Origin of the sequence: Cellulomonas taurus, assembly GCF_012931845.1 — a bacterium.
GTDB classification, from domain to species: Bacteria; Actinomycetota; Actinomycetes; order Actinomycetales; family Cellulomonadaceae; genus Cellulomonas; species Cellulomonas taurus.
This window is the reverse complement of the sequence record NZ_CP051884.1, coordinates 990,070-1,016,614: the sequence shown is the minus strand read 5'-3', so window position 1 is coordinate 1,016,614 and position 26,545 is coordinate 990,070. Positions and strand designations below refer to the sequence as shown.

24 protein-coding genes are annotated in these 26,545 nt (G+C 70.9%); 5 read left to right on the top strand and 19 right to left on the bottom strand.

The window, feature by feature from the left end:
- Positions 1-5 precede the first annotated feature (5 nt).
- From lplAB to HGK68_RS04530, 10 genes are all read right to left on the bottom strand, one after another.
- Positions 6-1,082, bottom strand: coding sequence for a lipoate-protein ligase LplAB (gene lplAB, locus HGK68_RS04575; RefSeq protein WP_169164893.1), 1,077 nt, complete (start codon positions 1,080-1,082; stop codon positions 6-8).
- A 50-nt stretch (positions 1,083-1,132) separates the two neighbouring features.
- A complete protein-coding gene (cimA, locus tag HGK68_RS04570) occupies positions 1,133-2,680 on the bottom strand; it encodes a citramalate synthase (protein ID WP_246260702.1) in 1,548 nt (515 codons plus the stop codon).
- Between the two features lie 167 nt (positions 2,681-2,847).
- Entirely contained in the window at positions 2,848-3,951 is a 1,104-nt protein-coding gene (locus tag HGK68_RS04565) for a branched-chain amino acid aminotransferase (protein ID WP_169164892.1), read from the bottom strand.
- 82 nt (positions 3,952-4,033) lie between these two features.
- Positions 4,034-5,074, bottom strand: a complete 1,041-nt coding sequence (locus tag HGK68_RS04560; protein WP_169164891.1) for a 3-isopropylmalate dehydrogenase — start codon at positions 5,072-5,074, stop codon at positions 4,034-4,036.
- Positions 5,075-5,134: 60 nt separating this feature from the next.
- A complete protein-coding gene (locus tag HGK68_RS04555; protein ID WP_169164890.1) occupies positions 5,135-5,719 on the bottom strand; it encodes a hypothetical protein in 585 nt (194 codons plus the stop codon).
- Positions 5,716-6,306 carry a hypothetical protein gene (locus HGK68_RS04550; protein WP_169164889.1) on the bottom strand — a complete coding sequence of 197 codons (591 nt, stop codon included), beginning with the start codon at positions 6,304-6,306 and terminating at the stop codon, positions 5,716-5,718. The genes HGK68_RS04555 and HGK68_RS04550 overlap by 4 nt, the downstream gene beginning before the upstream one ends.
- Positions 6,303-6,824 carry an ASCH domain-containing protein gene (locus tag HGK68_RS04545; protein WP_169164888.1) on the bottom strand — a complete coding sequence of 174 codons (522 nt, stop codon included), beginning with the start codon at positions 6,822-6,824 and terminating at the stop codon, positions 6,303-6,305. Before HGK68_RS04545 ends, HGK68_RS04550 begins: the two co-directional genes overlap by 4 nt.
- A gap of 73 nt (positions 6,825-6,897) precedes the next feature.
- On the bottom strand, positions 6,898-7,926 hold the full coding sequence (gene ilvC, locus HGK68_RS04540) for a ketol-acid reductoisomerase (RefSeq protein WP_169164887.1): 1,029 nt from the start codon (positions 7,924-7,926) through the stop codon (positions 6,898-6,900).
- Between the two features lie 44 nt (positions 7,927-7,970).
- The gene (ilvN, locus tag HGK68_RS04535; RefSeq protein ID WP_169164886.1) at positions 7,971-8,495 is read right to left on the bottom strand and encodes an acetolactate synthase small subunit; all 525 of its coding nucleotides are present in this window, start codon (positions 8,493-8,495) and stop codon (positions 7,971-7,973) included.
- Between the two features lie 5 nt (positions 8,496-8,500).
- Positions 8,501-10,366, bottom strand: coding sequence for an acetolactate synthase large subunit (locus HGK68_RS04530; protein ID WP_169164885.1), 1,866 nt, complete (start codon positions 10,364-10,366; stop codon positions 8,501-8,503).
- A gap of 275 nt (positions 10,367-10,641) precedes the next feature.
- Between HGK68_RS04530 and HGK68_RS04525 the strand changes: the two genes are divergently transcribed.
- A complete protein-coding gene (locus HGK68_RS04525) occupies positions 10,642-11,253 on the top strand; it encodes an AMIN-like domain-containing (lipo)protein (protein ID WP_169164884.1) in 612 nt (203 codons plus the stop codon).
- 1 nt (position 11,254) lies between these two features.
- Here the strand turns inward: HGK68_RS04525 and HGK68_RS04520 are convergent, their stop codons facing one another.
- Positions 11,255-12,979: a glycoside hydrolase family 13 protein gene (locus HGK68_RS04520; protein ID WP_169164883.1), complete on the bottom strand. Its 1,725-nt coding sequence runs from the start codon at positions 12,977-12,979 to the stop codon at positions 11,255-11,257.
- Positions 12,980-13,046: 67 nt separating this feature from the next.
- Here HGK68_RS04520 and HGK68_RS04515 point away from each other — a divergent pair, with 67 nt between their 5' ends.
- Together HGK68_RS04515 and HGK68_RS04510 are read left to right on the top strand one after the other, a co-directional pair.
- Complete coding sequence (locus tag HGK68_RS04515; RefSeq protein WP_169164882.1) at positions 13,047-14,444, top strand: 3' terminal RNA ribose 2'-O-methyltransferase Hen1; 1,398 nt, start codon at positions 13,047-13,049, stop codon at positions 14,442-14,444.
- On the top strand, positions 14,441-16,966 hold the full coding sequence (locus HGK68_RS04510; protein ID WP_169164881.1) for a polynucleotide kinase-phosphatase: 2,526 nt from the start codon (positions 14,441-14,443) through the stop codon (positions 16,964-16,966). The genes HGK68_RS04515 and HGK68_RS04510 overlap by 4 nt, the downstream gene beginning before the upstream one ends.
- Before the next feature lie 139 nt (positions 16,967-17,105).
- Here the strand turns inward: HGK68_RS04510 and HGK68_RS04505 are convergent, their stop codons facing one another.
- The 8 genes from HGK68_RS04505 to HGK68_RS04470 all read right to left on the bottom strand — a co-directional run bounded on the left by HGK68_RS04505 (position 17,106) and on the right by HGK68_RS04470 (position 24,017).
- Positions 17,106-17,255, bottom strand: a complete 150-nt coding sequence (locus HGK68_RS04505; RefSeq protein WP_169164880.1) for a hypothetical protein — start codon at positions 17,253-17,255, stop codon at positions 17,106-17,108.
- Positions 17,252-17,668 (bottom strand): hypothetical protein, encoded by a 417-nt coding sequence (locus HGK68_RS04500; RefSeq protein WP_169164879.1) that lies wholly within the window; start codon positions 17,666-17,668, stop codon positions 17,252-17,254. The genes HGK68_RS04505 and HGK68_RS04500 overlap by 4 nt, the downstream gene beginning before the upstream one ends.
- Positions 17,665-18,060 carry a hypothetical protein gene (locus tag HGK68_RS04495; protein ID WP_169164878.1) on the bottom strand — a complete coding sequence of 132 codons (396 nt, stop codon included), beginning with the start codon at positions 18,058-18,060 and terminating at the stop codon, positions 17,665-17,667. The genes HGK68_RS04500 and HGK68_RS04495 overlap by 4 nt, the downstream gene beginning before the upstream one ends.
- A 1-nt stretch (position 18,061) precedes the next feature.
- Entirely contained in the window at positions 18,062-19,303 is a 1,242-nt protein-coding gene (locus tag HGK68_RS04490) for a putative T7SS-secreted protein (protein ID WP_169164877.1), read from the bottom strand.
- A complete protein-coding gene (locus HGK68_RS04485) occupies positions 19,300-19,572 on the bottom strand; it encodes a type VII secretion target (RefSeq protein WP_169164876.1) in 273 nt (90 codons plus the stop codon). Before HGK68_RS04485 ends, HGK68_RS04490 begins: the two co-directional genes overlap by 4 nt.
- A gap of 95 nt (positions 19,573-19,667) precedes the next feature.
- On the bottom strand, positions 19,668-21,359 hold the full coding sequence (gene ilvD / locus HGK68_RS04480) for a dihydroxy-acid dehydratase (RefSeq protein ID WP_169164875.1): 1,692 nt from the start codon (positions 21,357-21,359) through the stop codon (positions 19,668-19,670).
- A 69-nt stretch (positions 21,360-21,428) separates the two neighbouring features.
- Positions 21,429-23,288 (bottom strand): dihydroxy-acid dehydratase, encoded by a 1,860-nt coding sequence (ilvD, locus tag HGK68_RS04475; RefSeq protein ID WP_169164874.1) that lies wholly within the window; start codon positions 23,286-23,288, stop codon positions 21,429-21,431.
- 78 nt (positions 23,289-23,366) lie between these two features.
- Positions 23,367-24,017, bottom strand: coding sequence for a VOC family protein (locus HGK68_RS04470; protein ID WP_169164873.1), 651 nt, complete (start codon positions 24,015-24,017; stop codon positions 23,367-23,369).
- 62 nt (positions 24,018-24,079) lie between these two features.
- On the opposite strand from HGK68_RS04470, the gene HGK68_RS04465 reads away from it, so the two are divergent.
- Together HGK68_RS04465 and HGK68_RS04460 are read left to right on the top strand one after the other, a co-directional pair.
- Positions 24,080-24,874 carry a MerR family transcriptional regulator gene (locus tag HGK68_RS04465; RefSeq protein WP_169164872.1) on the top strand — a complete coding sequence of 265 codons (795 nt, stop codon included), beginning with the start codon at positions 24,080-24,082 and terminating at the stop codon, positions 24,872-24,874.
- A gap of 259 nt (positions 24,875-25,133) precedes the next feature.
- A complete protein-coding gene (locus tag HGK68_RS04460) occupies positions 25,134-26,492 on the top strand; it encodes a cryptochrome/photolyase family protein (RefSeq protein WP_169164871.1) in 1,359 nt (452 codons plus the stop codon).
- Positions 26,493-26,545 lie beyond the last annotated feature (53 nt).

The following is a 26,545-nucleotide window of genomic DNA, read 5'->3' as shown; positions in this document are numbered from 1 at the left end:
GCGCGTCAGGGCACGCGGTGGGTCCACTCCGGGTTGCCGAACTTCTCGGTCACCAGCTGCTCGGCGCGGGCGATCTCCTCCGGCCGCAGCTCGGAGTCGACCGTGCGGTACCGGCTGCGGAAGTAGGCGTCGAAGGCGGCGATCACATCGGCCCGGGCCATGCCGGTCTGCGAGCGCACCGGGTCCACCCGCTTGTTCGCGCTGGTGGTGCCCTTGTCGGAGAGCTTCTCCCGCCCGATCCGCAGCACCTCCAGCATCTTGTCCTGATCGATGTCGTAGGCCATCGTCATGTGGTGCAGCACCGCACCGCCGGCGAGCCGCTTCTGCGCGGATCCGGCGATCTTGCCGGCCGGTGACGCCACGTCGTTCAGCCCCGCGAAGGTGGCGGTGACCCCCACCTCGGCGAGCGCGCCGATCACCCAGTCGTCCAGGAAGCGGTAGCTCTGCTCGAACGACAGGCCGTCGACCAGCGAGGCGGGCACCACCAGGGAGAAGGTGATGCAGTTGCCGGCCTCCATGAACATCGCACCGCCACCGGAGATTCGGCGCACCACGGTGACGTCGTGCTTGGCCACGCCCTCCGGGTCGACCTCGTTGCGCAGCGACTGGAACGAGCCGATGAACACCGCGCGCTCGTTCCACTCCCAGAACCGCAGGGTGGGCCCGCGGCGCCCGGCTGCCAGCTCCTCGGTCAGCACCTGGTCCAGCGCACCCAGCATCGCGGGCGCCAGCGGTCCGGGGTGGATCACCTCGAAGGTGTGGTCCTGCCAGCTCGTGGCGTGACCCAACGCGCGCCGCACGGCGATCGCCACCGACTCCGGGGTGAAGCCGACCATCGCCACCGGCTCGTCCAGGGTGCCATCCGACTCGGCCCGGCGCAGCGCCGCCTCGATCGCCTCGGTCAGGTCGGGAACCCGGGCGTCGGCCGGTTGACCGGTGAGCGCCCGATCGATCACCTCCAGAGCCGCATCCGGCTCCAGGAAGAAGTCTCCACTCAGATGGACGGTGGACAGGGCACCGTCGGTGACCTCGACCTCCGCCGCGACCAGCTTGCCGCCAGGAACCTTGTACTCGCCTCGCACGGGATCGATCCTAGGCCCGTGACCGGCGCGGCGACACGCGTTCGGCTCAGCTAGCGCGGCGCGATCCCCCGGTTCCGCAGGCCCCAGATCGCCGAGTCGGTCAGTGCCTCCCAGGACGCCTCGATCAGGTTCGGCCCCACCCCCACGGTGCTCCAGGCGGTGTTGCCGTCCGTGGTCTCGATCAGGACCCGGGTGATGGCGTCCGAGCCGTGGGCGGTGTCGAGGATCCGGACCTTGAAGTCGATCAGCTCGAAGTCGGCGAGCTCGGGGTACACCCGCAGCAGGGCGAGCCGGAGCGCCGCGTCCAGGGCGTTGACCGGACCGTTCCCCTCACCGGTGGCGACGATCCGCTCCCCTCCGGCGTGCAGCTTCACCGTCGCCTCGGCGGTGGCCTCGGTGCCCCGGGAACCGGCGCGCTCGATGATCGTGCGCCAGGACTCGACCCGGAAGTAGCCCGGACGGCGACCCTCGACCTCCTCGACCAGCAGCAACTCGAAGGACGCGTCCGCGGCGTCGTAGGTGTAGCCCTGCGCCTCGGCGTCCTTGACCCGCTGGGTCACCCGCCCGAGCAGGTCGTGCTGCCCGGTCAGGTCCAGGCCGAACTCGCGGCCCTTGAGCTCGATCGACGCGCGCCCGGCCATGTCCGAGACCAGCATCCGCATGTCGTTGCCGACCGCCGTCGGGTCGATGTGCTGGTACAGGTCCGGGTCGACCTTGATCGCCGACGCGTGCAGCCCGGCCTTGTGGGCGAAGGCGCTGGCACCCACATAGGGCTGACGGGCGAAGGGCGCGATGTTGGTGATCTCGCTGATCTGGTACGCGATCCGGGTCAGCTCGGACAGTCCACCGGACCCGTCCGGCGGCGGGACCAGCACGCTGCGGCCGGTCTTCAGCTCCAGGTTGGCCACCGTCGCGAGCAGGTCGGCGTTCCCGGTGCGCTCGCCGTAGCCGTTCACGGTGCCCTGCAGGTGCACGGCCCCGGCCTCCACCGCCGCCAGGCTGTTGGCCACCGCGCAGCCGGAGTCGTTGTGCGCGTGGATGCCCAGTCGGGCCTCGGGCAGGAGGTCGCGGACGGCGGTCACCGTGGCGAAGACACCGGTCGGCAGCATCCCGCCGTTGGTGTCGCACAGCACCACGGTCTCCGCTCCGGCGTCCACCGCCGCACGGACGGCGCTCAGGCTGTACTCGGGGTCGTAGGCGTACCCGTCGAAGAAGTGCTCGGCGTCGATCACCACCCGGCGGCCCTCGGACCGCAGCGCCGCCACGGTGTCCGCGATCATCGCCAGGTTCTCCGCGCCGTCGGTGCGCAGCGCGCGTTCGACGTGCCGGATGTCGCTCTTGGCCACCAGGGTGACCACCGGCGCCTCGGAGTCGAGCAGCGCCCGGACCTGCGGGTCGTCCCAGGCGCGCACACCCGGCTTGCGGGTGGAGCCGAAGGCGGCGAGCACCGCGTGGCGCAGCCGGAGCTCCTTGGCGGCGCGGGCGAAGAACTCGGTGTCCTTCGGGATCGCACCGGGCCAGCCGCCCTCGATGTACCCGACCCCGAGCTCGTCGAGCAGCGGGGCGATCGCGAGCTTGTCGGCGACGGAGAGGTTCATCCCCTCCTGCTGAGCGCCGTCCCGCAGCGTGGTGTCGTAGACGTCGAACGCCCCGGCCCCCGCGGGGTGCGCCCAGCCATGCACTTCAGTCACGATCACTCTTCTCTCGACGCCGCCGAGGTGTCGCGGTGCCTGCGCACCTGACACCCCGGCGGGGGCGGGCGTTCTCAGGCCAGCCGGTGCATCCACCCGTGCGGGTCGGCCGCCCGGCCGTACTGGATGTCGGTCAGCTGCTGGCGGATGGCCATCGTGGTCGGGCCCGCCTCGCCGTCGCCGATCGTCTGGTCGAAGCCCTCACCGGCCAGGCGACCGATCGGGGTGACCACGGCGGCGGTGCCGCAGGCGAAGACCTCGGCGATGCTGCCGTCGGCGAGTCCGGTGAGGACCTCGGTCAGCGGGACGTCCCGCTCGTCGATGGCGTGCCCACGGTCGGACAGCAGGGACAGGATGGAGGAACGGGTGACGCCCTCCAAGATGGTGCCGGTCAGCCGCGGGGTCACCACGGTGCCGTCGGCGCGGACCAGGAAGACGTTCATCCCGCCGAGTTCCTCGAGCAGGGTGTTCGTCTTCGCGTCCAGGAAGCAGACCTGCTCGCAGCCCTTGGCGTAGGCCTCCTGCTGCGGGAGCAGACTGGCAGCGTAGTTGCCACCGCACTTGGCGTCACCGGTCCCACCGGGGCCGGCACGGTGGTAGTCCTGTGCGACCCAGATCGACACCGGCCGGACGCCACCGGCGAAGTAGGAGCCGACCGGGCTGGCGATCACCAGGTACTCGGCCTCCAGGCTGGCGCGCACCCCGAGGAAGGGCTCGGAGGCGTACATGAACGGCCGCAGGTAGAGGCTGGTCTCCTCGCCGCTGGGCACCCAGTCCAGGTCGGTGCGCACCAGGGCCTCGATCGACCCGAGGAAGTCCTCGACGCTGAGCTCGGGGAGGGCGAGCCGACGGGCCGAGCGCTGCAACCGGGCCGCATTGGCCCAGGGACGGAAGGTCCACACCGAGCCGTCGTCGTGCCGGTACGCCTTGAGGCCCTCGAAGATCTCCTGCGCGTAGTGCAGCACGGCGGTCGCCGGGTCGAGCTGGAGCGGGCCGTACTTCTCCACCCGGTGGTCGTGCCACCCGGCGTCCTGCGACCAGGAGATCCGGGCCATGTGGTCGGTGAACACCGAACCGAACCGGGGTGCCGCGAGGAGCGCCTCGAGGTCGGCGCCGGTGGTCGGGGTGTCGGTGGGGAGCACCTGGAAGGTGCTGAGGGCGGGGTCGGAGCTGGTCATCGGAGGGCCTTTCAGCGGGCGCGCACGTGGAACGGAATGACGGTACCCGGGGCGACGGCCGAACGGTGGACTCGGCGGGACCTCAGCCGGCGATGCGCGCGGCGAGGTCCTTGCCCACCTCGGCCGTCGTGCGTACTCGCGAGCGCTCCACCACGTCGGCGGCGACGGCCGCCTCGACCTTGGCGGCGGCCTCCGGCAGACCGAGGTGGTCCAGCAACAGGGCCACCGACAGCACGGTGGCGGTCGGGTCGGCTTTGCCCTGACCGGCGATGTCCGGCGCGGAGCCGTGCACCGGCTCGAACATGCTGGGCGCGGTGCGATCGGGGTTGATGTTGGCCGAGGCGGCCAGCCCGATGCCGCCGACCACGGCACCCGCCAGGTCGGTGAGGATGTCGCCGAACAGGTTGTCGGTGACGATCACGTCGAAGCGGGCCGGGTCGGTGACCAGGAAGATGGTCGCGGCGTCCACGTGCAGGTAGTCGACGGTGACGTCCGGGAACTCCGGGTTGATCGCCTCGACGGTGCGCCGCCACAGGTGCCCGGCGTGCACCAGGACGTTGTGCTTGTGCACCAGGGTGAGCTTCTTGCGCGGCCGGGCGGCGGCGCGGGCGAAGGCGTCCCGGACGACCCGCTCCACGCCGAAGGCGGTGTTGACGCTGACCTCGTTGGCCACCTCGTGCGGGGTGCCGAGCCGGATCGCGCCGCCGTTGCCGACGTAGGGGCCCTCGGTGCCCTCGCGCACCACCACGAAGTCGATCTCGCCCGGGTTCGCCAGCGGCGAGGTCACGCCGGGGAACAGCTTGGCCGGACGCAGGTTCACGTAGTGGTCCAGCGCGAACCGGAGCTTGAGCAGCAGACCGCGCTCCAGCACCCCGGAGGGCACCGACGGGTCACCGATCGCGCCGAGCAGGATCGCGTCGTGGGTGCGGATCGCGGCGAGGTCCTCGTCGGTGAGGGTCTCGCCGGTGGCGTGCCAGCGCCGCGCGCCCAGGTCGAAGTCGGTGGTCGCCAGGGTGTGGCCGGTGCCGCCGAGGGCCGCCTCCAGCGCGAGGAGCCCTTGCTCCACCACCTCGGTGCCGATGCCGTCACCCGCGACGACTGCCAGGTCGATCTGCTGCGCCATGCCCCTGACCCTAGCCGCGCGTCCCATTCTTCGGGACCCGGTGCTCACATGATGGACGATTCAGAACCCGGTCACCGGCACGCCCAGCTCCGTCATCGCCCGGGCCAGATCGGCCTGCGACCCGCTGAACGTCGCACGGACCGCCGAGTACGCCGGGGCGACCGTCACCTGAGCGTGACCGTCCACCACCCGCAACGACGGCGGCCGCCGCACACCGATCGAGCCGCGCACCGCCTGCGGCGGGAACTGGGCCACCCGCATCACCCACCATCGTGGCCGGTCCTCACCGCGCGCCCAGACCTCGACCCGATCCGGCAGGGCCGCCAGCACCACCGGCGTGCCGCCCATGTCGTTCCACTTCCGCGACGACACCCCGAGGGCGCGCGCCTCCAGGGCGGTCTCGGCGGTGGTGTAGGCCGGGATCACCACCGCGCCCGGGCGCAGCTCGGCGACCCGGTCGGCCAGCCTGCGGACCCGGCGCGCCACCCCGAGGACCACCCCGCCGACCAGCAGCACGGTGAACAGCACCGCGGCGAGCACGATCCCGCGTTGCTCCGGGTCCAGCGCGACGGACAGCAGCCGAACCACCGCCACCACCCCGAGCAGGACGGCGACCACCCGCATCACCCGGATCGGATCCCTCATGCCCCCACCAGCTCCCCGAGCGCGCGCTGCACCCCGGCCTGCGCCCGGTGCGGCGCCGAGGCGTTGAACCCCGAGTAGACCGGGATCACCGTCACCCGGGACACCCCGTCGGTGATCAGCAGCGCCGGGGTGGGCTGCACCTGGGCGATGCCGCCGGTCGGCATCGAGGCCAGCACCGCCACCGGCGGGAAGTCCGGTCGCCGGGTGATCGCCCAGCGCGGCCGGTCCTCCCCCGGCGCCCACACCTCGATCCGGTCCGGCAGCGCCGCCAACACCACCGGCGACCCGCCCAGCTCGTCCCAGCGCCGGTCGACGGCACCGGAGACCCGGGCGTCACCACGGGTCTCGATCGTGGTGATCCCGGCGATCACCGTCGCACCCGGACGCAGCCGGGACACCTTCGCCGCGAGCAACCGCGGCCGCCCTGCCAGACCGGTCACGAGTCCGGCGGTGACGAGCAGCGCCAGCGCGCCGATCCCCGCCACCGGCCATCGATAGTCCGACGGGACCACCGCGAGCACGAACAGGGAGCCGAGCAGCACGCTCAGCACCCGGACCGCGATCCTGAGCGCCGAGTCGCCCCTCATCGGTCGCCGGTACGCGGGTACAGCAGCTCGAACCGCTCCATCACGATCGGCAGGTCGGTGCTGAACTCGACCCCCAGCGGCGCCAGCACCCGGCGCCAGTACGTCTCGTGCTCCACCCGCCAGGACTCCAGGGTGCGGTCGTCCTCCCCCTCCGCCACGGCGTGGTCGACCGGCACCTCGCCGAACGGCACGGTGGTGACCTCGGTGGTGCGCAGCAGCGCCCGCGGGTGACCGGCGGCATCCAGCACGATCTGCAGATCACCGGGCACCGGCATCGGCTCGTCGTTGTGCTCGAACTCGATCAGCGCGGTGGAGGTGCCGGTCTTCTCACCGCTGAGCACCAACTCGAGCAGGTGGTCGGCCAGCGCCGGGTTGTCGCCGAAGGACCAGGTCGGCGGCACCATCGACCCGCTCACCCCCAGGCCGGTCACCACCGAGGTGCGCGACACCCCGGCCCGGTGCCGGGCGGCCTCCCAGAAGCGCAGGATCTCGTCGGCGGCAGCGGTGTCGTCGGTCATGGCACCGATCCTGGCAGAGAACGCGACAGGGGCCGCACCCCGGATCGGGATGCGGCCCCTGTGGGGGGGTGGCTCAGCGCGCCGCCGAACCCTCGACGTAGTCGGTGTCGGAGGGCTTGACCCAGGCGAACAGCTTGCGCAGCTCGCGGCCGACCGGCTCGATGGGGTGGTTCTGGCCCTTGGCCCGCAGCTCGGTGAACTCCGGCGCACCGGCGTCCTGGTCGCCGATGAAGCGCTCGGCGAAGGCACCGTTCTGGATGTCGGCCAGCACCGCCTTCATGTTCTCCTTCACCCGCGGGTCGATCACCCGGGGGCCGGAGACGTAGTCGCCGTACTCGGCGGTGTCGGACACCGACCAGCGCTGCTTGGTGATGCCGCCCTCGAAGATCAGGTCGACGATCAGCTTCAGCTCGTGCAGCACCTCGAAGTACGCGACCTCCGGCTGGTAACCGGCCTCGGTCAGGGTCTCGAAGCCGTACTGGATCAGCTGGGAGACACCACCGCACAGGACCGCCTGCTCACCGAACAGGTCGGTCTCGGTCTCCTCGGTGAAGGTGGTCTTGATCCCGGCGGCGCGCAGGCCACCGATGCCCTTGGCGTAGGACAGCGCCAGCGCCCAGGCGGAACCGGAGGCGTCCTGCTCCACCGCGACGATCACCGGCACGCCACGGCCGTCGACGTACTCACGACGGACCAGGTGGCCCGGGCCCTTCGGGGCGATCATCACGATGTCGTGGCCGGCCTCGGGCTTGATGTAGCCGTAGCGGATGTTGAAGCCGTGGCCGAAGACCAGGGCGGCGCCCTCGGCCAGGTTCGGCGCGATCTCGTCGCGGTACAGGTGACGCTGCACCTGGTCCGGCGCCAGGATCACCACGACGTCGGCCTCCTTGACCGCCTCGGCGACCGGCAGCACCCGCAGGCCCTCGTTCTCGGCCTTGGCGGCGGAGGCGGAGCCCTCGCGCAGGCCGATCCGCACGTCGACACCGGAGTCACGCAGGTTCAGGGCGTGGGCGTGCCCCTGGCTGCCGTAGCCGATGACGGCGACCTTCTTGGACTGGATGACGGACAGGTCGGCGTCGTCGTCGTAGAACAGCTCGGCCACGATGGGTCTCCTCTGGTTCGGTGCTGGGAATTCGGATGAAAGGTTCAGGCGGTGCGGCTGACCCGCTCCAGGGCGCGGTCGGTGATCGACCGGGAGCCGCGGCCGATGGCCACGATGCCGGACTGGACGATCTCCCGGACACCGTAGGGCTCCAGGGCCGCGAGCAGGGCGCTCAGCTTGGTGGGGCTGCCGATGGCCTCGATGGTCACGGTGTCCGGCACCACGTCGACGACGTGCGCCCGGAACAGGTCGACCACTTCCAGGACCTGGGTGCGCGTCGCGCCCTCGGCCCGGACCTTGATCAGGGCCAGTTCGCGCTGCACCGAGGCGGCGTCCTCCAGCTCGACAATCTTGATCACGTTGATCAGCTTGTTCAGCTGCTTGGTCACCTGCTCCAGGGAGAGCGAGTCCACGTCGACCACGACGGTGATCCGGGAGATCTCCTCGTGCTCGGTCGGGCCCACCGCCAGGGAGTGGATGTTGAAGGATCGGCGGGCGAACAGGCCGGCGACGCGGGTGAGCACGCCGGGCTTGTTCTCCACCAGGACGGAGAGGGTGTGTCGGGTCATCGTGATCAGTCCTCGCGGTCCCAGGCCGGGCTGATGCCCCGGGCGTACTGGATGTCGTCGTTGCTCACACCGGCGGCCACCATCGGCCAGACCATCGCGTCGCGGGAGACGGTGAAGTCCACCACCACCGGCTGGTCGTCGATCTCCATCGCGCGCTTGATCGTGGCGTCCAGATCGGCGGGCGACTCGCAGCGCAGCCCGACGGCGCCGTAGGCGTCCGCCAGCTTCACGAAGTCCGGCACGCGACGGGTGCCGTGACCGGTGTGCAGGTCGGTGTTGGAGTACCGCTGGTCGTAGAACAGGGTCTGCCACTGCCGGACCATGCCCAGCGAGGAGTTGTTCACCACCGCGACCTTGATCGGGATGTCGTTGATCGTGCAGGTGGCCAGCTCCTGATTGGTCATCTGGAAGCAGCCGTCGCCGTCGATCGCCCACACCGTGCGGTCGGGGTCGCCGACCTTGGCACCCATCGCGGCCGGGACCGAGAAGCCCATGGTGCCCAGACCACCGGAGTTGATCCAGGAGTTCGGCCGCTCGTAGCGGATGAACTGCGCCGCCCACATCTGGTGCTGACCCACCCCGGAGACGAAGATCGACTCCGGGCCACTGATCGCACCGATCCGACTGATCACCTGCTGCGGGGCCATCAGGCCGTCGGCGGTGTCGTCGTAGCCCAGCGGGAAGGTCTCCCGCCAGGAGTCCAGCTGGTGCCACCAGGCGGCCAGGTCCGGCTTGCCGTGCTGGGCGTGTGCCGCCTCCAGCTCGGGCAGCAGGTCGGCGATCACCTCGCGCAGGTCACCGACGATCGGCACGTCGGCGATCTTGTTCTTGCCGATCTCCGCCGGGTCGATGTCGGCGTGCACGATGGCCGCGTTCGGCGCGAAGGAGTCCAACCGGCCGGTCACCCGGTCGTCGAAGCGGGCGCCCAGGGCCACCACCAGGTCGGCCTTCTGCAGCGCCGCCACCGCGGCCACCGTGCCGTGCATCCCGGGCATGCCCAGGTGCTGCGGGTGGGTGTCGGGCAGCGCGCCACGCGCCATCAGGGTGGTGGTCACCGCCGCACCGGAGGCGTCCACCAGGCGGCGCAGCGCGTCGGCGGCGCCGGAGCGGATGATGCCGCCGCCGGCGAGGATCACCGGGCGGCGGGCGGTGGCCAGCAGCCGGGCGGCCTCGCGGATCTGCTTGGCGTGCGGCTTGGTCACCGGGTGGTAGCCGGGCAGATCGAGCTGCTGCGGCCAGGAGAAGGTGGTGTTCGCCTGCATCGCCGACTTCGCGATGTCCACCAGCACCGGACCGGGACGACCGGTGCTGGCGATGTGGAACGCCTCGGCGATGGTGCGCGGGATCTCGGCCGGGTCGGTGACCAGGAAGTTGTGCTTGGTCACCGGCAGCGTGATGCCGACGATGTCCGCCTCCTGGAAGGCGTCGGTGCCGATCAGCGGCGCCGCGACCTGACCGGTGATCGCCACCAGCGGGATCGAGTCCATGTTCGCGTCCGCGATCGGGGTCACCAGGTTGGTGGCACCCGGGCCGGAGGTCGCCATGCAGACGCCGACCCGACCGGTGGCGTGCGCGTAGCCCTGCGCCGCGTGGCCGCCGCCCTGCTCGTGCCGGACCAGGATGTGCCGGATCCGGGTGGAGTCCATCAGGGGGTCGTAGGTCGGCAGGATCGCACCGCCCGGGATGCCGAAGACGACCTCGGCTCCGGCCTCCTCGAGGGAGCGGACGATCGACTGGGCACCGGTCACCTGCTCGGTGATCACGGGCTGGGGTGAGCTCGGCGCGGGGGCGGCGGCGAGCCGGGACTCCGCGGTGCTCGCGGCCGTGGCGGCCGGGCGGCGGGGCGGTGCCGGGTGCGGACCCTGGACCATCAATCTCTCCTGGCGGTGGGGGGCGGTGCGGGGGATGTCACCGGCGGCTCGTCGGCAACAAAAAACCCCTCGGGTCCTCCGATGAGGGCCGATCGAGGGGTGCGCGCTGACGAGGACCTCGGGGCTTCAGCCAGCGCGCCCGGGAAGTACTACGAGGGAGATCGTCTGCATGTCCGGCACGTTACGCCCCCCGCTGTCGGGTGTCACGCCCCGACCGATTCCGTCTCACATCGTGGAGCACGGTTCCGGAGCATGGACGTCACTAGGCTCGACGGATGAAGACATCAGCAGGGGTAGCGGTCGGCGTCGTCGCCGTCGTCGTCCTGGCCGGGTGCGGGAGCGCCTCGCAGCCCGAGGCGTCCGCGCCGTCGACCACCTCCGCCGCACGCCCGACCGTCTCACCCTCGCCGGATCCCACCCCCACGGCACCGGCATCGGCACCGGCATCGGCATCGGCGAGCCAGTCCGGCACCGAGAGCACGGCCGCGAGCGCCGACGCCGCCCTGACCGTCACCGGGGTCACCGTCGAGACCCCGACCGGCACCGATGTGGTCACGGTCGAGTTCTCCGGCAGCGGCACCCCCGGCGCCATGACGACCCGCACCGCCACCGCAGCCGACCCGAGCAGCGGCGCACCGGTCGACCTGCCCGCCGACAGTTACCTCGGTGTGGTGATCACAGGCCTGACCACCCCACCCACCGGCGGACTCCAGCCCGGCAGCACCGGCCTGGGCGGGACCGTGGTCACCGGCACGGCCTTCTCCGGGGTCACCGAGGGCGAGGCGATCCTCTGGCTCGGCCTGACCGACCCCGAGGCGCCGTACCGGGTCAGCACCCTGACCGACCCGACCCGGCTGGTGATCGAGGTCGACCGCTCCGTGTCCTGACTCAGCGCACCGCACGCACGACGCGAGCCTCCCAGGGCCGGAGCACCGTCGGCTCGGCACCCTCCTCCGGGTGGGTGCCGAGCACCAGGTCGCCCCAGGACCCGTCCACCGCCGGCCAGTCGTCGCCCAGGTCGACGGCCGCCGGTTCGCCGGAGACGTTGACCGCCACCAGCAGACTGTCGTCACCGAGGGTCCGGGTGAAGGCGTAGACCTGCTCGTCCTGCGGCAGCAGCATCCGGAACGCACCCAGCGCCACGGTGTCGTCCCGGTGCCGGAGCTCGATCAGCCGCCGGTAGTGGTGGAACACCGAGTCCGGATCGGCCCGCTCGGCCGCCGCGTTGATCTCGGTGTGGTTCGGGTTGACCGCGAGCCACGGGGTACCGGTGGTGAAGCCCGCCTGCGGGCCGTCGTCCCACTGCACCGGGGTGCGTGCGTTGTCCCTACTCATGTACGCCAACCCGGCCAGCAACTGTTCGTCGGTCGCGGTGCCCAACGCGCGACTCTGCGCCACGTGCCGCACCGACTCGATGTCCCGGTACTGGTCGAACCGGGTGAAGTGGGCGTTGGTCATGCCCAGTTCCTCGCCCTGATACACGTACGGCGTGCCCCGGTGCAGGTGCAGCAGGGTCGCCAGCGCCTTCGCCGACTCCCGGCGGTAGACCCCGTCGTCGCCGAACCGGCTGACCACCCGTGGCTGATCGTGGTTGTCCCAGTAGAGGCTGTTCCACCCGGCCTCCGCCAGACCCGTCTGCCACCGGCCGAAGGTCGCCTTGAGGTCGGTCAACCGCAGCGGGCGCGGGTCGAACTTCCCGCCCGGACCATGGTCGAGCCCCACGTGCTCGAACTGGAACACCATGTCCACCTCGGCCCGCGCCGGGTCGGTGTACCGCAGCGCCTCCTCCAGGGTCACTCCCGGCGTCTCCCCCACGGTGAGCAACTGGGCGTCCCGGCCGGCGAACACCTCCCGGTGCATCTCCTGCAGGAACTCGTGCACCCGCGGCCCGTCCGTGTAGTGCGGACTGCCGTCGCCCCACACCCCGGCGATCACCGGGCCATCGGGCAGCGCGGTGTCCTTGCTGATCAGGTTGATGACATCCATCCGGAAGCCGTCGACCCCGCGGTCCAGCCACCAGCGCATCATCGCGTAGACGGCCTGGCGGACCTCCGGGTTCTCCCAGTTCAGATCCGGCTGCTTCACGCTGAACAGGTGCAGGTAGTACTCGCCGGTCGCGGGGTCCGGCTCCCAGGTGCCACCGGAGAAGAACGAGTGCCAGTTGGTCGGCTCCGCCCCCGGCTGCCCGAGCTCCATGCCCTGGCGCGGCGGCCGCCACCAGTACCAGTCGCGCTTCGGGTCGTCCGCGCTCGACCGGCTGGCCACGAACCACGGGTGCTCGTCCGAGGTGTGGTTCACCACCAGGTCCATCACCAGCTTGATCCCGCGCCCGTGCAACGCGGCGATCAACTCGTCCAGATCCGCCAGCGTGCCGAAGCTCGGGTCCACGTCCTGGTAGTCGCTGATGTCATACCCGTTGTCGTCCTGCGGCGACCGATAGATCGGCGACAGCCACACCACGTCCACCCCGAGCGCCGTCAGGTGATCCAGGTGCGCGATGATGCCGCGCAGATCGCCGATGCCGTCACCGTTGGAGTCGGCGAAGGAGCGGGGGTAGATCTGATAGACGGTGGCACGGGTCCACCAGGGGGCGTCTTCGACGGTGAAGCTCATGCGGACGAGCTTGGCACGAGCCTGCCGTCCCAGAAAGTCCCTGGACAGCATCGATACGGTTCCGTCCATGCTCCTGACCCTCGCGTCGACCACACCGGACGCGACCGACCTCGGCTACCTGCTGCACAAGCACCCGGCGCGGGCGCAGTCGTTCGACCTGTCGGTCGGGACCGCGCACGTCTTCTACCCCGAGGCCACACCCACGCGGTGCGAGGTCGCCCTGTTGCTGGAGGTGGACCCGATCGCTCTGGTCCGTGGCCACTCGGGCATCAGCTTGTCCGAGTATGTGAACGACCGACCGTATGCCGCCTCCTCGATGCTCGCTGTCGCCCTCGGACGGGTGTTCCGCACCGCGATCGCCGGGCGCTGCCCTGCGCGCCCGGAGCTGCCCGAACGGGAGTTGGATCTGGACGTGCATGTGCCCTCGGCGCCGTGCCGAGGCGGTGCCGCAGCGGCGAAGCGACTGTTCGAGCCGCTCGGATGGCAGGTCTCCGCCATCCCAATCCCGCTGGACCCGGCGATGCCGGAATGGGGCGACTCACACTACGTCGACCTGCGGATGTCCGGCCGGATGCGCGTGGCCGACGCCCTCAGCCACCTCTACGTCCTGCTCCCGGCTCTGGACTCGGCGAAGCACTACTGGGTCGGTGAGGACGAGGTCGACAAGCTGCTGCGCGCCGGAGAGCGGTGGCTCGCCGGGCACCCTCACCGTGCGGAGATCGCACGGTGTTACCTGGCCAACCGCAGCTCGCTGGCGGACTCGGCGCTGGATCGCATCACCGAGTCCGATGGCGCCGATGCCGACATCACCGATGTCGGCGAACCGGAGCCCGATCGGCCGTTAATCCCTTCCCTGGCCCGGCACCGACTGGACGCGGTGCTGGCGGTGGTGGCGGAGTCGTCAGCGCGCAGCGTCGTGGATCTGGGCTGCGGGGAGGGTCGCTTGCTGTCGCAGTTGCTGGACGATCCTCGGTATGACCGCCTCCTGGGGGTGGACGTCGCACCGCGCGAGCTGTCGAGAGCTGCCCGACGTCTGCACCTGGACACGCTGCCGGAGGCCCGACGCCGCCGGATCGACCTGATCCAGTCATCGGTGACCTACCGGGATGACCGACTCACCGGATTCGACACCGGCGTGCTGATGGAAGTGATCGAACACGTCGACCCGCCGCGCCTGGGTGCCTTCGAACGCGCGGTGTTCGAGCACGCCCGCCCGAGCACCCTGATCGTCACGACCCCGAATGTCGAGCACAACGTGCGCTACCCCTCCCTGACCGCTGGTCACGTCCGCCACCACGACCACCGCTTCGAGTGGACTCGCGCCGAGTTCCAGGACTGGGCACACGCGGTCGCCGACCGCCAGGGCTACACCGTCGACTTCCGCCCGATCGGACCCGACGATCCCGAGGTCGGACCCGCCACCCAGATGGCAGTGTTCAGCCGCAGCCAGGGAGCGACAGCATGACCGATTTGGCCATTCCCGATCTGTCGCTCGTCGTCCTGATCGGTGCCTCCGGTTCCGGGAAGTCCACTTTCGCCGCGCAGCATTTCGGACCGTTCGAGGTCCTGTCATCCGACTTCTGTCGCGGCCTGGTGTCCAACGACATCAACTCCCAGGCTGCCACTGCTGCCGCCTTCGACGTCCTGCACCACATCGCCGGCAAGCGACTGGACGCGGGTCTGCTGACCGTCGTCGACGCGACGAATGTGCAGCCCGAAGCCCGGCGCTCGCTGGTCGCGCTGGCCCGCGCGCATGACGTACTGCCAGTCGCCGTGGTGCTGGACCTCCCGGAGCGGGTCTGCCTCGAGCGTGACGCCAGCCGTCCCGATCGCCAGCTCGGCGCACGCATTGTCGGCCGCCAGGTGAGCCAGCTGCACCGCGGCCTGCGCGGATTGCGCAAAGAGGGCTTCCGGCACATCCACCATCTGACCGACGAGGCCGAGGTGGCGGCGGCCACCTTCGTCCGAACCCCGCTGCGCAGCGACCGGCGAAGCGAACACGGGCCGCTCGACGTGATCGGTGACGTGCACGGGTGCCGCACCGAGCTGGAAGCACTGCTGACCCGCCTCGGGTGGACCCTGCTTCGCGACGACCAGGGCCGTCCGGTCGATGCCAGCCACCCCGATGGGCGTCGCGCGCTGTTCCTCGGCGATCTGGTGGACCGTGGACCCGACTCTCCCGGTGTGCTGCGCCTGGTGATGGGCATGGTGCGGGCGGGTCACGCGCTCGCAGTGCCCGGAAACCACGAGCACAAACTGGTCCGCGCACTCGACGGGCGGCAGGTGCAGACCGGACATGGTCTGGCGGAGACCCTGGACCAGCTGTCCCGGGAGACCGATGAGTTCCGCCGCGAGGTGCGGGACTTCTGCGACGGACTCGTGGCCCACCTGGTGCTGGACGACGGCCACCTGGTGGTCGCGCACGCCGGTCTGGCCGAGCAGTTCCACGGTCGCGCCTCCGGTCGGGTGCGCAGCTTCGCCCTGTTCGGCGACGTCACCGGCGAGCGGGACGAGTACGGCATGCCGGTTCGCCTGCCCTGGGCCGACGACTACCGCGGACGCGCGATGGTGCTGTACGGCCACACGCCGACCCCGGTACCGACCTGGGTGAACAACACCCTGTGCCTGGACACCGGCTGCGTCTTCGGTGGTCATCTGTCGGCGCTGCGCTACCCGGAGAAGGACCTGATTCAGGTCGCCGCAGCGCAGGTGTACGCCGACCCCGGCCGCCCGTTCCCGGTCGCAGGACAGGAGGTCGCACCCGACCCCGCTCGCCGGGACCCGAATCTGTTGGACATCCAGGACGTCCTCGGCAAGCGGGTGATCGAGACCCGGTTGCACGGCCGCGTCACCATCGGTGCCGATCAGTCGACCGGGGCCCTGGAGGTGATGAGCCGGTTCGCCGTCGACCCCCGCTGGCTGCTGTACCTGCCGCCCACCATGAGCCCGTGCGCGACAGCGACCACGGGCGACCTCCTCGAGCACCCGGCGGCCGCTTTCGACCAGTTCCGTGCCGACCGGGTGGACACCGTGATCTGCGAGGAGAAGCACATGGGATCCCGGGCGGTGGTGCTGCTCTGCCGCGACCAGGACACCGCCAGCACGATTTTCGGCATGCCCACCGGCGTCACCGGCGCCGTGCACACCCGCACAGGCCGACCGTTCTTCGACCCGGAGCGGACCGAAGCACTGGTGGCGATCCTGCGTGACGCCGTCACCCGAGCGGGTCTGTGGCAGGACTCCGGGTGGTTGCTGTTCGACGGCGAGCTGATGCCCTGGTCGGTCAAGGCCCACGACCTCGTGCGCACCCAGTACGCAGCAGTGGGTGCCGCCGCGCGGGCAGCACTGCCTGTGGCAGTCGAGGTGTTGCACCGCGCGGCCGCCGCCGTGCCCGACCTCGCACCGCTGCTCGAACGCACCCGATCCCGCGCCCACAACGCGAACGCGTTCACCGCCGCCTACCGCCGCTACGTCTGGCCGGTGGACGGACTCGACGGTGTGCATCTGGCCCCGTTCCAGCTGCTCGCCAGTGCGGGGCGCACCTACGCCGACCGCTTGGTCGCCGCCGACGACACCGGCGTGTTGCAGACCACGCGGCGACTGGTGGTGGACACCTCCGACGACGCCTCGGTCGCCGCCGGAATCGACTGGTGGACCACCCTGACCGAGGCCGGTGGCGAAGGCATGGTGGTCAAGCCGCTCGACAACCAGGTGCGTGGTGGCCACGGGCTCGTGCAGCCCGGGATCAAGGTCCGCGGCGCCGAGTACCTGCGGATCATCTACGGCCCCGATTATCTCGAACCGGACAACCTGGATCGACTGCGGTCCCGGCGTCTCGGCCGCAAGCGGTCACTGGCGCTGCGGGAGTACGCGCTCGGCATGGAGGCGCTGGAACGGTTCGTGGCGGACGAGCCCATCTGGCGGGTGCACGAGGCGGTGTTCGGGGTGCTGGCGTTGGAGACGGAGCCGGTCGATCCGCGGCTGTGACACCGCGCTGACCCGATGGACTCCGCCGCCCGTCGGTGCCGAGCGTCGCACGCGTGAGAGCTGCGCACGGGGCAGCGAGAGTCGCAGGTCACGACCCACCCGGGACGACAGCTGCGGCGGCGGGAGAATTGCGCGCCAGTCAGGGCTTCGCGCCCTCGACCCGGATGCGGGTCACCCGACCGTCGGGGTAGCGGATGTCGACCACCGGCCCGCCCGACTTGGACGACGGGCGCTTGCCGATCACGGTGCCGTCCGGCTGCCGAACGATCCGGGGGGCGCTGGCGGTCATCGGGGGTCGCCCTCCTCGTGCAGGTGGTACGCGGCCGTGGGCAGGGACTTCGCGAGCGCCACGCCCGCCGGAGTCAGATCCAGCCAGGCCAGCCAATGCCACACCCCTTCGTGCTCGCGGTAGAGACGGCTGATCCAGGCGAGCGCATCCTGGTCGGAACCGTCGTAGGGCACGAACTCACCCTGGGTGTACACGTCCCCGATCCGAGCCAGTTCGTTCTCGAGCAGATGGACGATCACCGGCAGCACGTATTCCTCGGGCGCCATCTGTTCGCCCGAGGGCGACGGGACACTCGGGGCACCGTAGTAGATCGCCATCGCTTCGAGGTCGCCGAGGGAGACCCAATCATCCAGACCTCCCTGGACTGCCGCGATCAGAACCTCGTCCTGAAGATCACCGAGATGTTCCGTCATGCGTCGTCGTCGCTCTCGCGGATGTGGTAGCGGGCGGTCGGTAGCGATTCGGCGAGCGCCTTGCCTTTGCGAGTGAGTTCCATCCACACCGCGTAATCCCACGCACCCTGCCTCTCGCGGTAGATCTTGGCCACCCACGCGAGCGCTTCCTCATCGCTACCGTCGAAGCGAACGAATCGACCCTGCGTGTACACGTCACCGATCCGTACCAGCCCGTCGCCCACAAGGCGCGCGATCACGGGAATGACGTACGACTCAGAGATCATCACGAACCGGTCCGGCGACGGAATCCTGGGCGCCCCGTAGAAGATTGCGACAGCCACCACGTCTCCTAGTGCAATCCAGTCGTCAAGGCCGACTTGCAGGGTCGCCGTTTCGATATTCTTCAGCATCTCACTGTTCAATATGCACCTTGATCTTCGTTCCGTTCGGGAATGTTATATCCAATGTCGGACCGCCACTGGTCGATGTTTCCCGCAATCCCACGCGCGTCGTATCCGGCAGTTGCACCATCTTGCCGTCCTTTGCGTACGCACCCGTCGTGGGCGTCACATCCTTGCCACCGACGCTCAGTTCGTCGTACAGCGCCCGCAGTTCGTCCTCAGTCTCCACCACCCGTACGTCACGACCGGTGCTCGCCTTCGTCGCCGCAGTGGCCCGCCGCCTCACCTCCGCCGCGTCCAACGTCGCCGGTGTCCCCGCGCCCCGCGCCGCCCCCTGCAACGGAGCGACGGCACTCTCCCCCGCCGCCTCGGTCGCCGCCCGCCCGATCCCATGCGCGACCAGCCCCGCCCCCGCCGCGATCGCTGCCAATCCCGCCGCGCCGACCGCAACGCCGCCGGGTGCGCCGACCCCGGTGGCGTCGAGCACCAGGCCACCGCCCTCGGCCGCGATGCCGCCCTGGATCAGCGCCAACCCGGCGAGGATCTCGCCGACCAGATCAGGGTTCTGCATCAGCGCATTCCCGAAGGACAGCACCGCGTTGCCGAGCGCCGCACCCACATCGCTCGCGCCGTGCCAGGCGTCCGACCACGCGCCGCCGACCCGGTCCCAGAAGCTCGGATCGTCCTGCGGCAGTTCGTTGCTCGCTGCCCGGATCTGGGCGGCGGCCGCCTGAGCGGACTCCTCGACCTGACGTTGCGCGCTGGTGGCGATGATCAGCGCCTCGTCCCGGAGCGGGGCACCGGGGTCGGGCACGATGGGCCGATGCTGTGCCGGACAGGTGTCGGTGGATCCACGGCGCCGGGGAACGACGTCTCCCCGGGACGAGGGCAGCGGCAGTCCGGCCTGAACCGTCAGCCGGTCACCGTGTTCCCACAGCCCGATCGCCTCGTCCGCGCGCCGACGGGCGTGCGCCAGACACTCGGCATGGTCGTCGACGGCTCTGGCGGCTCGGTGGTGCGCCCACGCCGTCGCCTGGTACGCGGCGGGCAACACCGTGGCACTCGCCCGGAACTGCTCCCCTGCTGCACCGTGCCACTCGACCTGCGCGCAGGCGCGGGCCACATCGTCACCGATGACATCGTAGAGCTGACCCTGGGCTCGCAGCCGGTCGGCGGTGTCCTGGAGGCCGAACAGGTCCCCGGGCAGGAGGTCGTCCGGCGCGTGGATGCCGCGCAGGCTGGTGACCGTCATCCGGCAGCCGCCCGGGCCAGCGCCTCGTCCGCCGCCTGATACACCCGCAAAGCACCGCGCAGCCCGTCGGATACCCCCGTACTGGCGTCCCGCAACCGCCGCCCGACCGTCACCCCGTCCGCCCCGAACGCGCGAAGCGCCGCTGTCAGTCGGTCGTCCCCGGCGTCCACCTCCACCATGGACCGATGCGGGTCGCAGTCGGAGGCCGCGTAGGCCACCACGTCACCGGCCAACTCCATCGAGTGCAGGTCGACATCGAGTGTGGGCATGCCGTGGCCGACCTTTCACCAGGGAACAGGGAAAGGCTGCGGCTCGCGCTCAATCTAACAACGCTGTCAAACAGCGCCGAAATCGTCTAAAAGACCTAAATCAACACGGCCCCGGTCGACGCCGATTGCACCAACTTGGCGTACTTCGCCAGTACTCCCCGGGTGTACTTCGGGGTCAGCGGCGCCCACCCCTCCCGCCGGGCCGCCAGCTCTGCGGCATCGACAACCACGTCGATGGTCGCGTTCGCCACGTCCAGCCGGATCCGGTCGCCGTCCCGGACGAAGGCGATCGGACCACCGTCAACCGCCTCGGGGGCAATGTGGCCCACGCACAGGCCGGTGGTGCCGCCGGAGAACCGGCCGTCGGTGAGCAGGAGCACGTCCTTCCCCAGGCCCGCGCCCTTGATCGCACCCGTGATGGCGAGCATCTCGCGCATGCCGGGACCACCCTTGGGGCCCTCGTAGCGGATGACCACGACGTCGCCCGCGGTGATCGTGCCGTCCTCCAGGGCGTCCAGGGCCGCGCGCTCGCGCTCGAACACCCGGGCGGTGCCCTCGAAGACGTCGGAGTCGAAGCCGGCCGACTTCACCACGGCGCCCTCGGGCGCCAGGCTGCCGGACAGGATGGTGATGCCACCGGTGCGGTGGATCGGGTTGTCCAGTGCGCGCAGGATCTTGCCGTCCGGGTCCGGCGGGTCGATGTCGGCGAGGTTCTCCGCGACGGTCTTCCCGGTGACGGTGAGGCAGTCGCCGTGCAGCAGACCCGCGTCCAGCAGGGCCTTCATCACCACCGGCACGCCGCCGATCCGGTCCACGTCGTTCATCACGTACCGGCCGAAGGGCTTGAGGTCGCCGAGGTGCGGCACCTTCGCCGCGACCCGCTTGAAGTCGTCGAGGGTGAGGTCGACCTCGGCCTCGTGCGCGATGGCCAGCAGGTGCAGGACGGCGTTGGTCGAGCCACCGAAGGCCATCACCACGGCGATCGCGTTCTCGAACGCTTCCTTGGTCATGATCTGCCGGGCGGTGATCCCCTGCCGCAGCAGCTCGACCACCGCCTCACCGGACTTGTGCGCGAAGTGGTCGCGGCGGCGGTCGGCGCTGGGCGGGGCGGCGGAACCCGGCACGGACATGCCCATCGCCTCGGCCACCGACGCCATCGTGTTGGCGGTGTACATGCCACCGCAGGCACCCTCACCGGGGCAGATCGCCCGCTCGATCCGGTCCAGGTCGCCCGTGCTCATCAGGCCACGGGCGCAGGCGCCGACGGCCTCGAAGGCGTCGATCAGCGTGACGTCCTTCTCGGTGCCGTCCTCCAGCTTCACCCAGCCGGGCATGATCGATCCGGCGTAGAGGAAGACGCTCGCCAGGTCGAGCCGGGCGGCGGCCATCAGCATGCCGGGCAACGACTTGTCGCAGCCGGCCAGCAGCACCGAGCCGTCCAGCCGCTCGGCGGACATCACGGTCTCCACCGAGTCGGCGATGATGTCCCGGCTCACCAGGGAGAAGTGCATGCCCTCGTGACCCATCGAGATGCCGTCGCTGACCGAGATGGTGCCGAACTCCAGCGGGTAGCCACCGGCCGCGTGCACTCCGCCCTTGACCGCCTGGGCCAGGCGTTGCAGCGACAGGTTGCACGGCGTGATCTCGTTCCAGGACGAGGCGACGCCGATCTGGGGCTTGTCCCAGTCGTCGTCACCCATCCCCACCGCGCGGAGCATGCCGCGCGAGGCGGTGGCCTCGATTCCGTCGGTGACCTGCCGCGACCGCGGCTTGATGTCCGGGCTCATGCGCCGACTCTAGGCACGAACCGCCCGGTCAGCTACGGGTGCGGGTCCCGAGACCTGCGCGGTCGGTGCTCAGCGGCGGATCCGGCTCACGTCACGCACCGCGCCGCGGTCGGCGCTGGTCGCCATCGCCGCGTAGGCCTGGAGCGCGGGCGAGACGTAGCGGTCCCGGTCCTTCGGCTGCCACGGGTTCTCGCTGGCCTCCATCTTGGCGCGGCGCTCGGCCAGCACCTCGTCCGGGACGTTCACCCGGATCAGGCGGGTCTCGACGTCGATCTCGATCTCGTCGCCGTCCTCGATCAGCCCGATGGTGCCACCGGCGGCCGCCTCCGGGCTGATGTGCCCGACCGAGATGCCGCTCGACCCACCGGAGAACCGGCCGTCGGTGATCAGTGCGCACACCTTGCCCAGGCCGCGACCCTTGATGAAGGAGGTCGGGTAGAGCATCTCCTGCATGCCGGGGCCACCGGCCGGACCCTCGTAGCGGACCACCACGACGTGGCCCGGCTCCACCTGCTTGGTGAGGATCTTCTCGACCGCCTCGTCCTGCGACTCGCAGACCAGGGCCTTCCCGACGAAGTGGAACACGTCCGGGTCGATGCCCGCGGTCTTGAGGATCGCCCCGTCGTCGGCGAGGTTGCCGCGCAGCACCGCCAGCCCACCCTCGACGGTGTAGGCGTGCTCGACGTTCCGGATGCAGCCGCCGGCGCCATCGGTGTCCAGGGAGTCCCAGACGTTGGAGGTGGAGAACGCCTGGGTGGTGCGCACCCCGCCCGGCGCGGCGTGGAACAGTGCCTGCGCCCGGTCGGTGGCCCTGCCGCCCCGGATGTCCCAGTCGTCCAGCCAGGCGCGCAGGGTCGGGGTGTGCACGCTGGTCACGTCGTGGTCGAGCAGACCGCCGCGGTCCAGTTCGCCGAGCAGCGCGGGGATGCCACCGGCCCGGTGCACGTCCTCCATGTGGTAATCCGGGTGGTTCGGCGCCACCTTCGCCAGGCAGGGCACCCGACGGCTGATCGCGTCGATGTCCGCCAGGGTGAAGTCGACCTCGGCCTCCTGCGCCGCCGCCAGGATGTGCAGCACGGTGTTGGTCGAACCGCCCATCGCCACGTCCAGGGCCATCGCGTTGCTGAACGCGGCGCGGGTCGCGATCCCGCGGGGGGCGGCGGTGTCGTCCTCGTCGTCGTAGTACCGGCGCGCCAGGTCGACGATGGTGCGTCCGGCCTCCAGGAACAGCTCGCGGCGGGCGGTGTGGGTCGCCAGGGTGGAGCCGTTGCCCGGCAGCGACAGGCCGAGGGCCTCGGTGAGGCAGTTCATCGAGTTGGCGGTGAACATCCCGGAGCAGGAGCCACAGGTCGGGCAGGCGTTCTCCTCCACCCGCGCCAGCGACTCGTCGGAGACGTTGTCGTCGGCGGAGTAGTTGATCGCGTTGATCAGGTTCAGCGGGGTCTTCGCGACGCCGTCGGTGATCACCGCCTTGCCGGCCTCCATCGGCCCGCCGGACACGAAGATCACCGGGATGTTCAGCCGCAGCGCCGCGTTGAGCATGCCCGGGGTGATCTTGTCGCAGTTGGAGATGCAGACCAGCGCGTCGGCGCAGTGCGCCTGCACCATGTACTCCACCGAGTCCGCGATCAGATCGCGGCTGGGCAGCGAGTAGAGCATCCCGGCGTGGCCCATCGCGATGCCGTCGTCCACCGCGATGGTGTTGAACTCCTTCGCGACGCCCCCGGCATCCTGGATCGCCGAGGCCACCAGGTCGCCCATGTCCTTGAGGTGCACGTGACCCGGGACGAACTGGGTGTACGAGTTGGCGATCGCGATGATCGGCTTGCCGAAGTCCTCGGACCCCATGCCGGTCGCACGCCAGAGGGCGCGGGCACCGGCCATGTTGCGGCCGTGGGTGGAGGTACGAGAGCGCAGCGGACGACTCATGGCGTCACGGTACGACGCAGACGCAGGTTCTGGTGACAGCCGTCCGGCCAGTGATCGACCAGCCGGTGAGACGCGGCGTCAGTCCCGCGCCTGCCAGGTGCAGATGCACGCCTCGTTGCCCTCCGGGTCGGCCAGCACCCAGAACGCTGGTGCCCGCCGGTCGGACACCAGCACCCCACCCGCCGCGAGCGCTGCGGTCACCCGTGCCTGGGCCTGGTCGTGCGGCACCGTGACGTCCAGGTGGATCCGGTTGCGCTGCGGCCGGGGCTCGTCCATCTGCTGGAACCAGTACGCGGGCGAGACACCGGTCGGATCGACCAGCGCGTCCTCCCCGTCGTCGACGTAGCCGAGCACCGCACGCCAGAACGGCCGGACCGACGGGATGTCCAGCGCGTCGATCGCCACCTCGTGCACGCTCAGGGTCTCCGGGGCGCCCGGAACGCCCATCCGGTCGGCCAGGTCGCTGATCGCGGTCGCGAGCCGCAGGTCCTTGACGGTCAGCCCTCCGGCGTCGTGGCTGGTCACCACGACACCGACCCGCCCCCAGGACAGGGTCAGCTCGGGATGGTGCTGCTGGGCCTCGGCCAACGCGGCCACCTCGGCGGCGAAGCTCGCGCCGGTGGCGTAGTCGGCGGGCCGGAAGGCAGCCGCCAGGGTGCGCAGCAGCACCCGCCAGTGCCGCGGGTCGGCGTACCGGGTGGCGGTGGCGGAGTCGATGCGCTCGGTCATGCGACCAGGGTGACAGCGGCCACCGACATCCGCTTGCCCTTGACGTAGCGTCAACTGGAACGGTGATCCGCGTCCACATCACCACGAAGGGGGATGAGCACGTGCACGTCGACGGCGGCCCGTGGACCACCAGCGAGGTGGTCCGTCTGTCCGGGGTGACTTCGCGCACGCTGCGGCATTACGACGCGATCGGGCTGCTGCGTCCGCTCGGCATCGGGTCGGGCTGCCAGCGGAGTTACGGGCCGGCGGAGCTCCTGCGCCTGCAGGAGATCCTGGTGCTGCGGCACCTGGGACTGCCGCTGGCCGAGATCGCCGTTGCGCTCGATTCCGGCACCGACCGGGTCACCGCGCTGCGAGCGCACCTCGACCGGCTGCTGGCCCAGCGTGACCAGCTGGACCGCCTCGCGCGCACCGTCGCCGACACGCTCACCGCCCTGGAAGGAGGCACCACCATGACCGCCGATGCCCTGTACGAGGGATTCGACCACCGCCGGTACGAGCAGGAGGCCCGCGACCGCTGGGGTGGCCCCGAGGTCGATCACAGCGCCGCCCGCTGGGAGGCGATGACCGAGGACGAGCGCCGGGCGAACGTCGCCGAGGCCGACGCGGTGAACCGGGAGCTGGCCGAGCTGATGACCGGCGGGGTCCCGGCCGAGGACCAGCGCACCCGCGCCCTGGTGGCCCGGCACCACGCATGGCTGAGCACGTTCTGGGTCCCGGACGCCGCGACGTACCGCTGCGTGGGGGCGATGTACGTCGAGGACACCCGGTTCGCGGCGACCTACGACGCGGTGGCCCCCGGCCTGGCCGGCTACCTGCGGGACGCGATCAGCGCGCACGCCGACCAGGTGGCGTGATCGGCGGGTTCGCGCGGGCCGCCCGGTGGGACTTGCGGCCTAGGTGACCGGCTCGGGCCCAGGGCAGTCTGGCGTCGCGGATCACGCGAGCCACGAGCTCGGCGGCCCGCTGACTCCCGGGGACGCCGACCCGCTCCCGGGGAACGAACGTCGAGGCATCATCGGCTCATCGCCCGGGCCGGTGGTGCCTCGACTCGTGCGGGCCCGTTCACCCGCGCCCGGGTCGCCGTCCAGGTCGGTGCTGGCTACCGTGACCGCGGTGACAGCACTGCACTGGTTCCGCCGCGACCTGCGGATCGGCGACAACCCCGCCCTGATGGCGGCGGCCGACTCCGGTGACGTCCTCCCGGTGTTCGTCCTCGACCCGGACCTGTGGGAGTCCGCCGGGACGCCGCGGCGCGCCTACCTGGTCAGCAGCCTGCGGGCGCTGGACGAGCAGCTCGGCGGGCACCTGGTGGTCCGTCACGGCCGTCCGGATGCCGTGATCCCGGCGCTGGCCGCGGAGGTCGAGGCGGAGGCGGTGCACATCGCCACCGATGCGGCGCCCACCGGCCGCGGGCGCGACCGCCGGGTGGAGGACGCGCTGGACGTGCCGCTGATCCGCACCGGGTCGCCCTATGCGGTCACCCCGGGCCGGGTGCGTACCGGGGGCGGCGAGGGCTACAAGGTGTTCACCCCGTTCCGGCGCGCGTGGCAGGACCACGGCTGGCACTCCCCCGCCCCGGATCAGCACGCGGCGCGGCGGCGGTTGCAGTTGGTCGACGGGGTGCGTTCCGATGACCTGCCGCGGGCCGAGCCGCCGGAGGGTCTGACCTTGCCGGAGGCCGGTGAGGAGGCGGCGCTGGACCGGTGGGCGCAGATGCTGGCCGGCCCGCTGGCGCAGTACAAGGCCGAACGCGACCGACCCGACCTGGACAGCACCTCGCGCCTGTCGGTGCCGTTGAAGTGGGGCGAGATCCACCCGCGCACCATCCTGGCCGACCTGGCGCATCGCCGGTCGGTGGCCGCCGATACCTTCCGGGGTCAGATCGCTTGGCGCGACTTCCACGCCGATGTGCTGTTCCACAGTCCGTCGGCCCGGGACACCTCGCTGACCACCGTGCTGCCCGAGGACTCCTGGGCCGAGGGTGCCGATGAACGCCATGCGCTGGAGACCTGGGCCGCCGGGCGGACCGGCTATCCCCTGGTCGACGCCGGGATGCGGCAGCTGCTGGCCGAGGGCTGGATGCACAACCGGGTGCGGATGGTGGTCGCCTCCTTCCTGGTCAAGGACCTGCACGTCCGGTGGCAGCGCGGCGCGGAGCACTTCATGGCCTGGCTGGTGGACGGGGACGTGCCGCAGAACCAGCTGAACTGGCAGTGGGTGGCCGGGACCGGACGCGACGCGGCGCCGTACTTCCGGGTGTTCAACCCGGTGCGGCAGGGACTCACCTACGACCCCGAGGGTCGGTACGTCCGCCGCTGGGTGCCCGAGCTGCGCGACATCCCGGGCAAGGCGGTGCACGAGCCGTGGAAGCTGCCCGAGTCGGCGGCCCCGGACTACCCGGCACCGATGGTCGATCACGCCGCCGAGCGGGCCGCCACGTTGGACGCCTACCAGGAGCATCGACGCCGATAGGTACTAGGTCCTACCCGTCCAGCACCGCTCTCCCGGTCCGCCCGGCCCTCGCC

What these genes read in the sequence shown, in the direction of transcription:
- ilvD (WP_169164874.1), bottom strand. Translation starts at nt 23,288, where the DNA reads ATGAGTCGTCCGCTGCGCTCTCGTACCTCCACCCACGGCCGCAACATG.
- HGK68_RS04550 (WP_169164889.1), bottom strand. Translation starts at nt 6,306, where the DNA reads ATGAGGGGCGACTCGGCGCTCAGGATCGCGGTCCGGGTGCTGAGCGTG.
- HGK68_RS04500 (WP_169164879.1), bottom strand. Translation starts at nt 17,668, where the DNA reads ATGACGGAACATCTCGGTGATCTTCAGGACGAGGTTCTGATCGCGGCA.
- HGK68_RS04505 (WP_169164880.1), bottom strand. Translation starts at nt 17,255, where the DNA reads ATGACCGCCAGCGCCCCCCGGATCGTTCGGCAGCCGGACGGCACCGTG.
- HGK68_RS04530 (WP_169164885.1), bottom strand. Translation starts at nt 10,366, where the DNA reads ATGGTCCAGGGTCCGCACCCGGCACCGCCCCGCCGCCCGGCCGCCACG.
- HGK68_RS04515 (WP_169164882.1), top strand. Translation starts at nt 13,047, where the DNA reads ATGCTCCTGACCCTCGCGTCGACCACACCGGACGCGACCGACCTCGGC.
- cimA (WP_246260702.1), bottom strand. Translation starts at nt 2,680, where the DNA reads ATGAACCTCTCCGTCGCCGACAAGCTCGCGATCGCCCCGCTGCTCGAC.
- HGK68_RS04565 (WP_169164892.1), bottom strand. Translation starts at nt 3,951, where the DNA reads ATGACCAGCTCCGACCCCGCCCTCAGCACCTTCCAGGTGCTCCCCACC.
- HGK68_RS04520 (WP_169164883.1), bottom strand. Translation starts at nt 12,979, where the DNA reads ATGAGCTTCACCGTCGAAGACGCCCCCTGGTGGACCCGTGCCACCGTC.
- HGK68_RS04510 (WP_169164881.1), top strand. Translation starts at nt 14,441, where the DNA reads ATGACCGATTTGGCCATTCCCGATCTGTCGCTCGTCGTCCTGATCGGT.
- HGK68_RS04555 (WP_169164890.1), bottom strand. Translation starts at nt 5,719, where the DNA reads ATGAGGGATCCGATCCGGGTGATGCGGGTGGTCGCCGTCCTGCTCGGG.
- HGK68_RS04470 (WP_169164873.1), bottom strand. Translation starts at nt 24,017, where the DNA reads ATGACCGAGCGCATCGACTCCGCCACCGCCACCCGGTACGCCGACCCG.
- HGK68_RS04545 (WP_169164888.1), bottom strand. Translation starts at nt 6,824, where the DNA reads ATGACCGACGACACCGCTGCCGCCGACGAGATCCTGCGCTTCTGGGAG.
- HGK68_RS04525 (WP_169164884.1), top strand. Translation starts at nt 10,642, where the DNA reads ATGAAGACATCAGCAGGGGTAGCGGTCGGCGTCGTCGCCGTCGTCGTC.
- ilvD (WP_169164875.1), bottom strand. Translation starts at nt 21,359, where the DNA reads ATGAGCCCGGACATCAAGCCGCGGTCGCGGCAGGTCACCGACGGAATC.
- HGK68_RS04495 (WP_169164878.1), bottom strand. Translation starts at nt 18,060, where the DNA reads ATGCTGAAGAATATCGAAACGGCGACCCTGCAAGTCGGCCTTGACGAC.
- HGK68_RS04490 (WP_169164877.1), bottom strand. Translation starts at nt 19,303, where the DNA reads ATGACGGTCACCAGCCTGCGCGGCATCCACGCGCCGGACGACCTCCTG.
- HGK68_RS04560 (WP_169164891.1), bottom strand. Translation starts at nt 5,074, where the DNA reads ATGGCGCAGCAGATCGACCTGGCAGTCGTCGCGGGTGACGGCATCGGC.
- HGK68_RS04485 (WP_169164876.1), bottom strand. Translation starts at nt 19,572, where the DNA reads ATGCCCACACTCGATGTCGACCTGCACTCGATGGAGTTGGCCGGTGAC.
- ilvN (WP_169164886.1), bottom strand. Translation starts at nt 8,495, where the DNA reads ATGACCCGACACACCCTCTCCGTCCTGGTGGAGAACAAGCCCGGCGTG.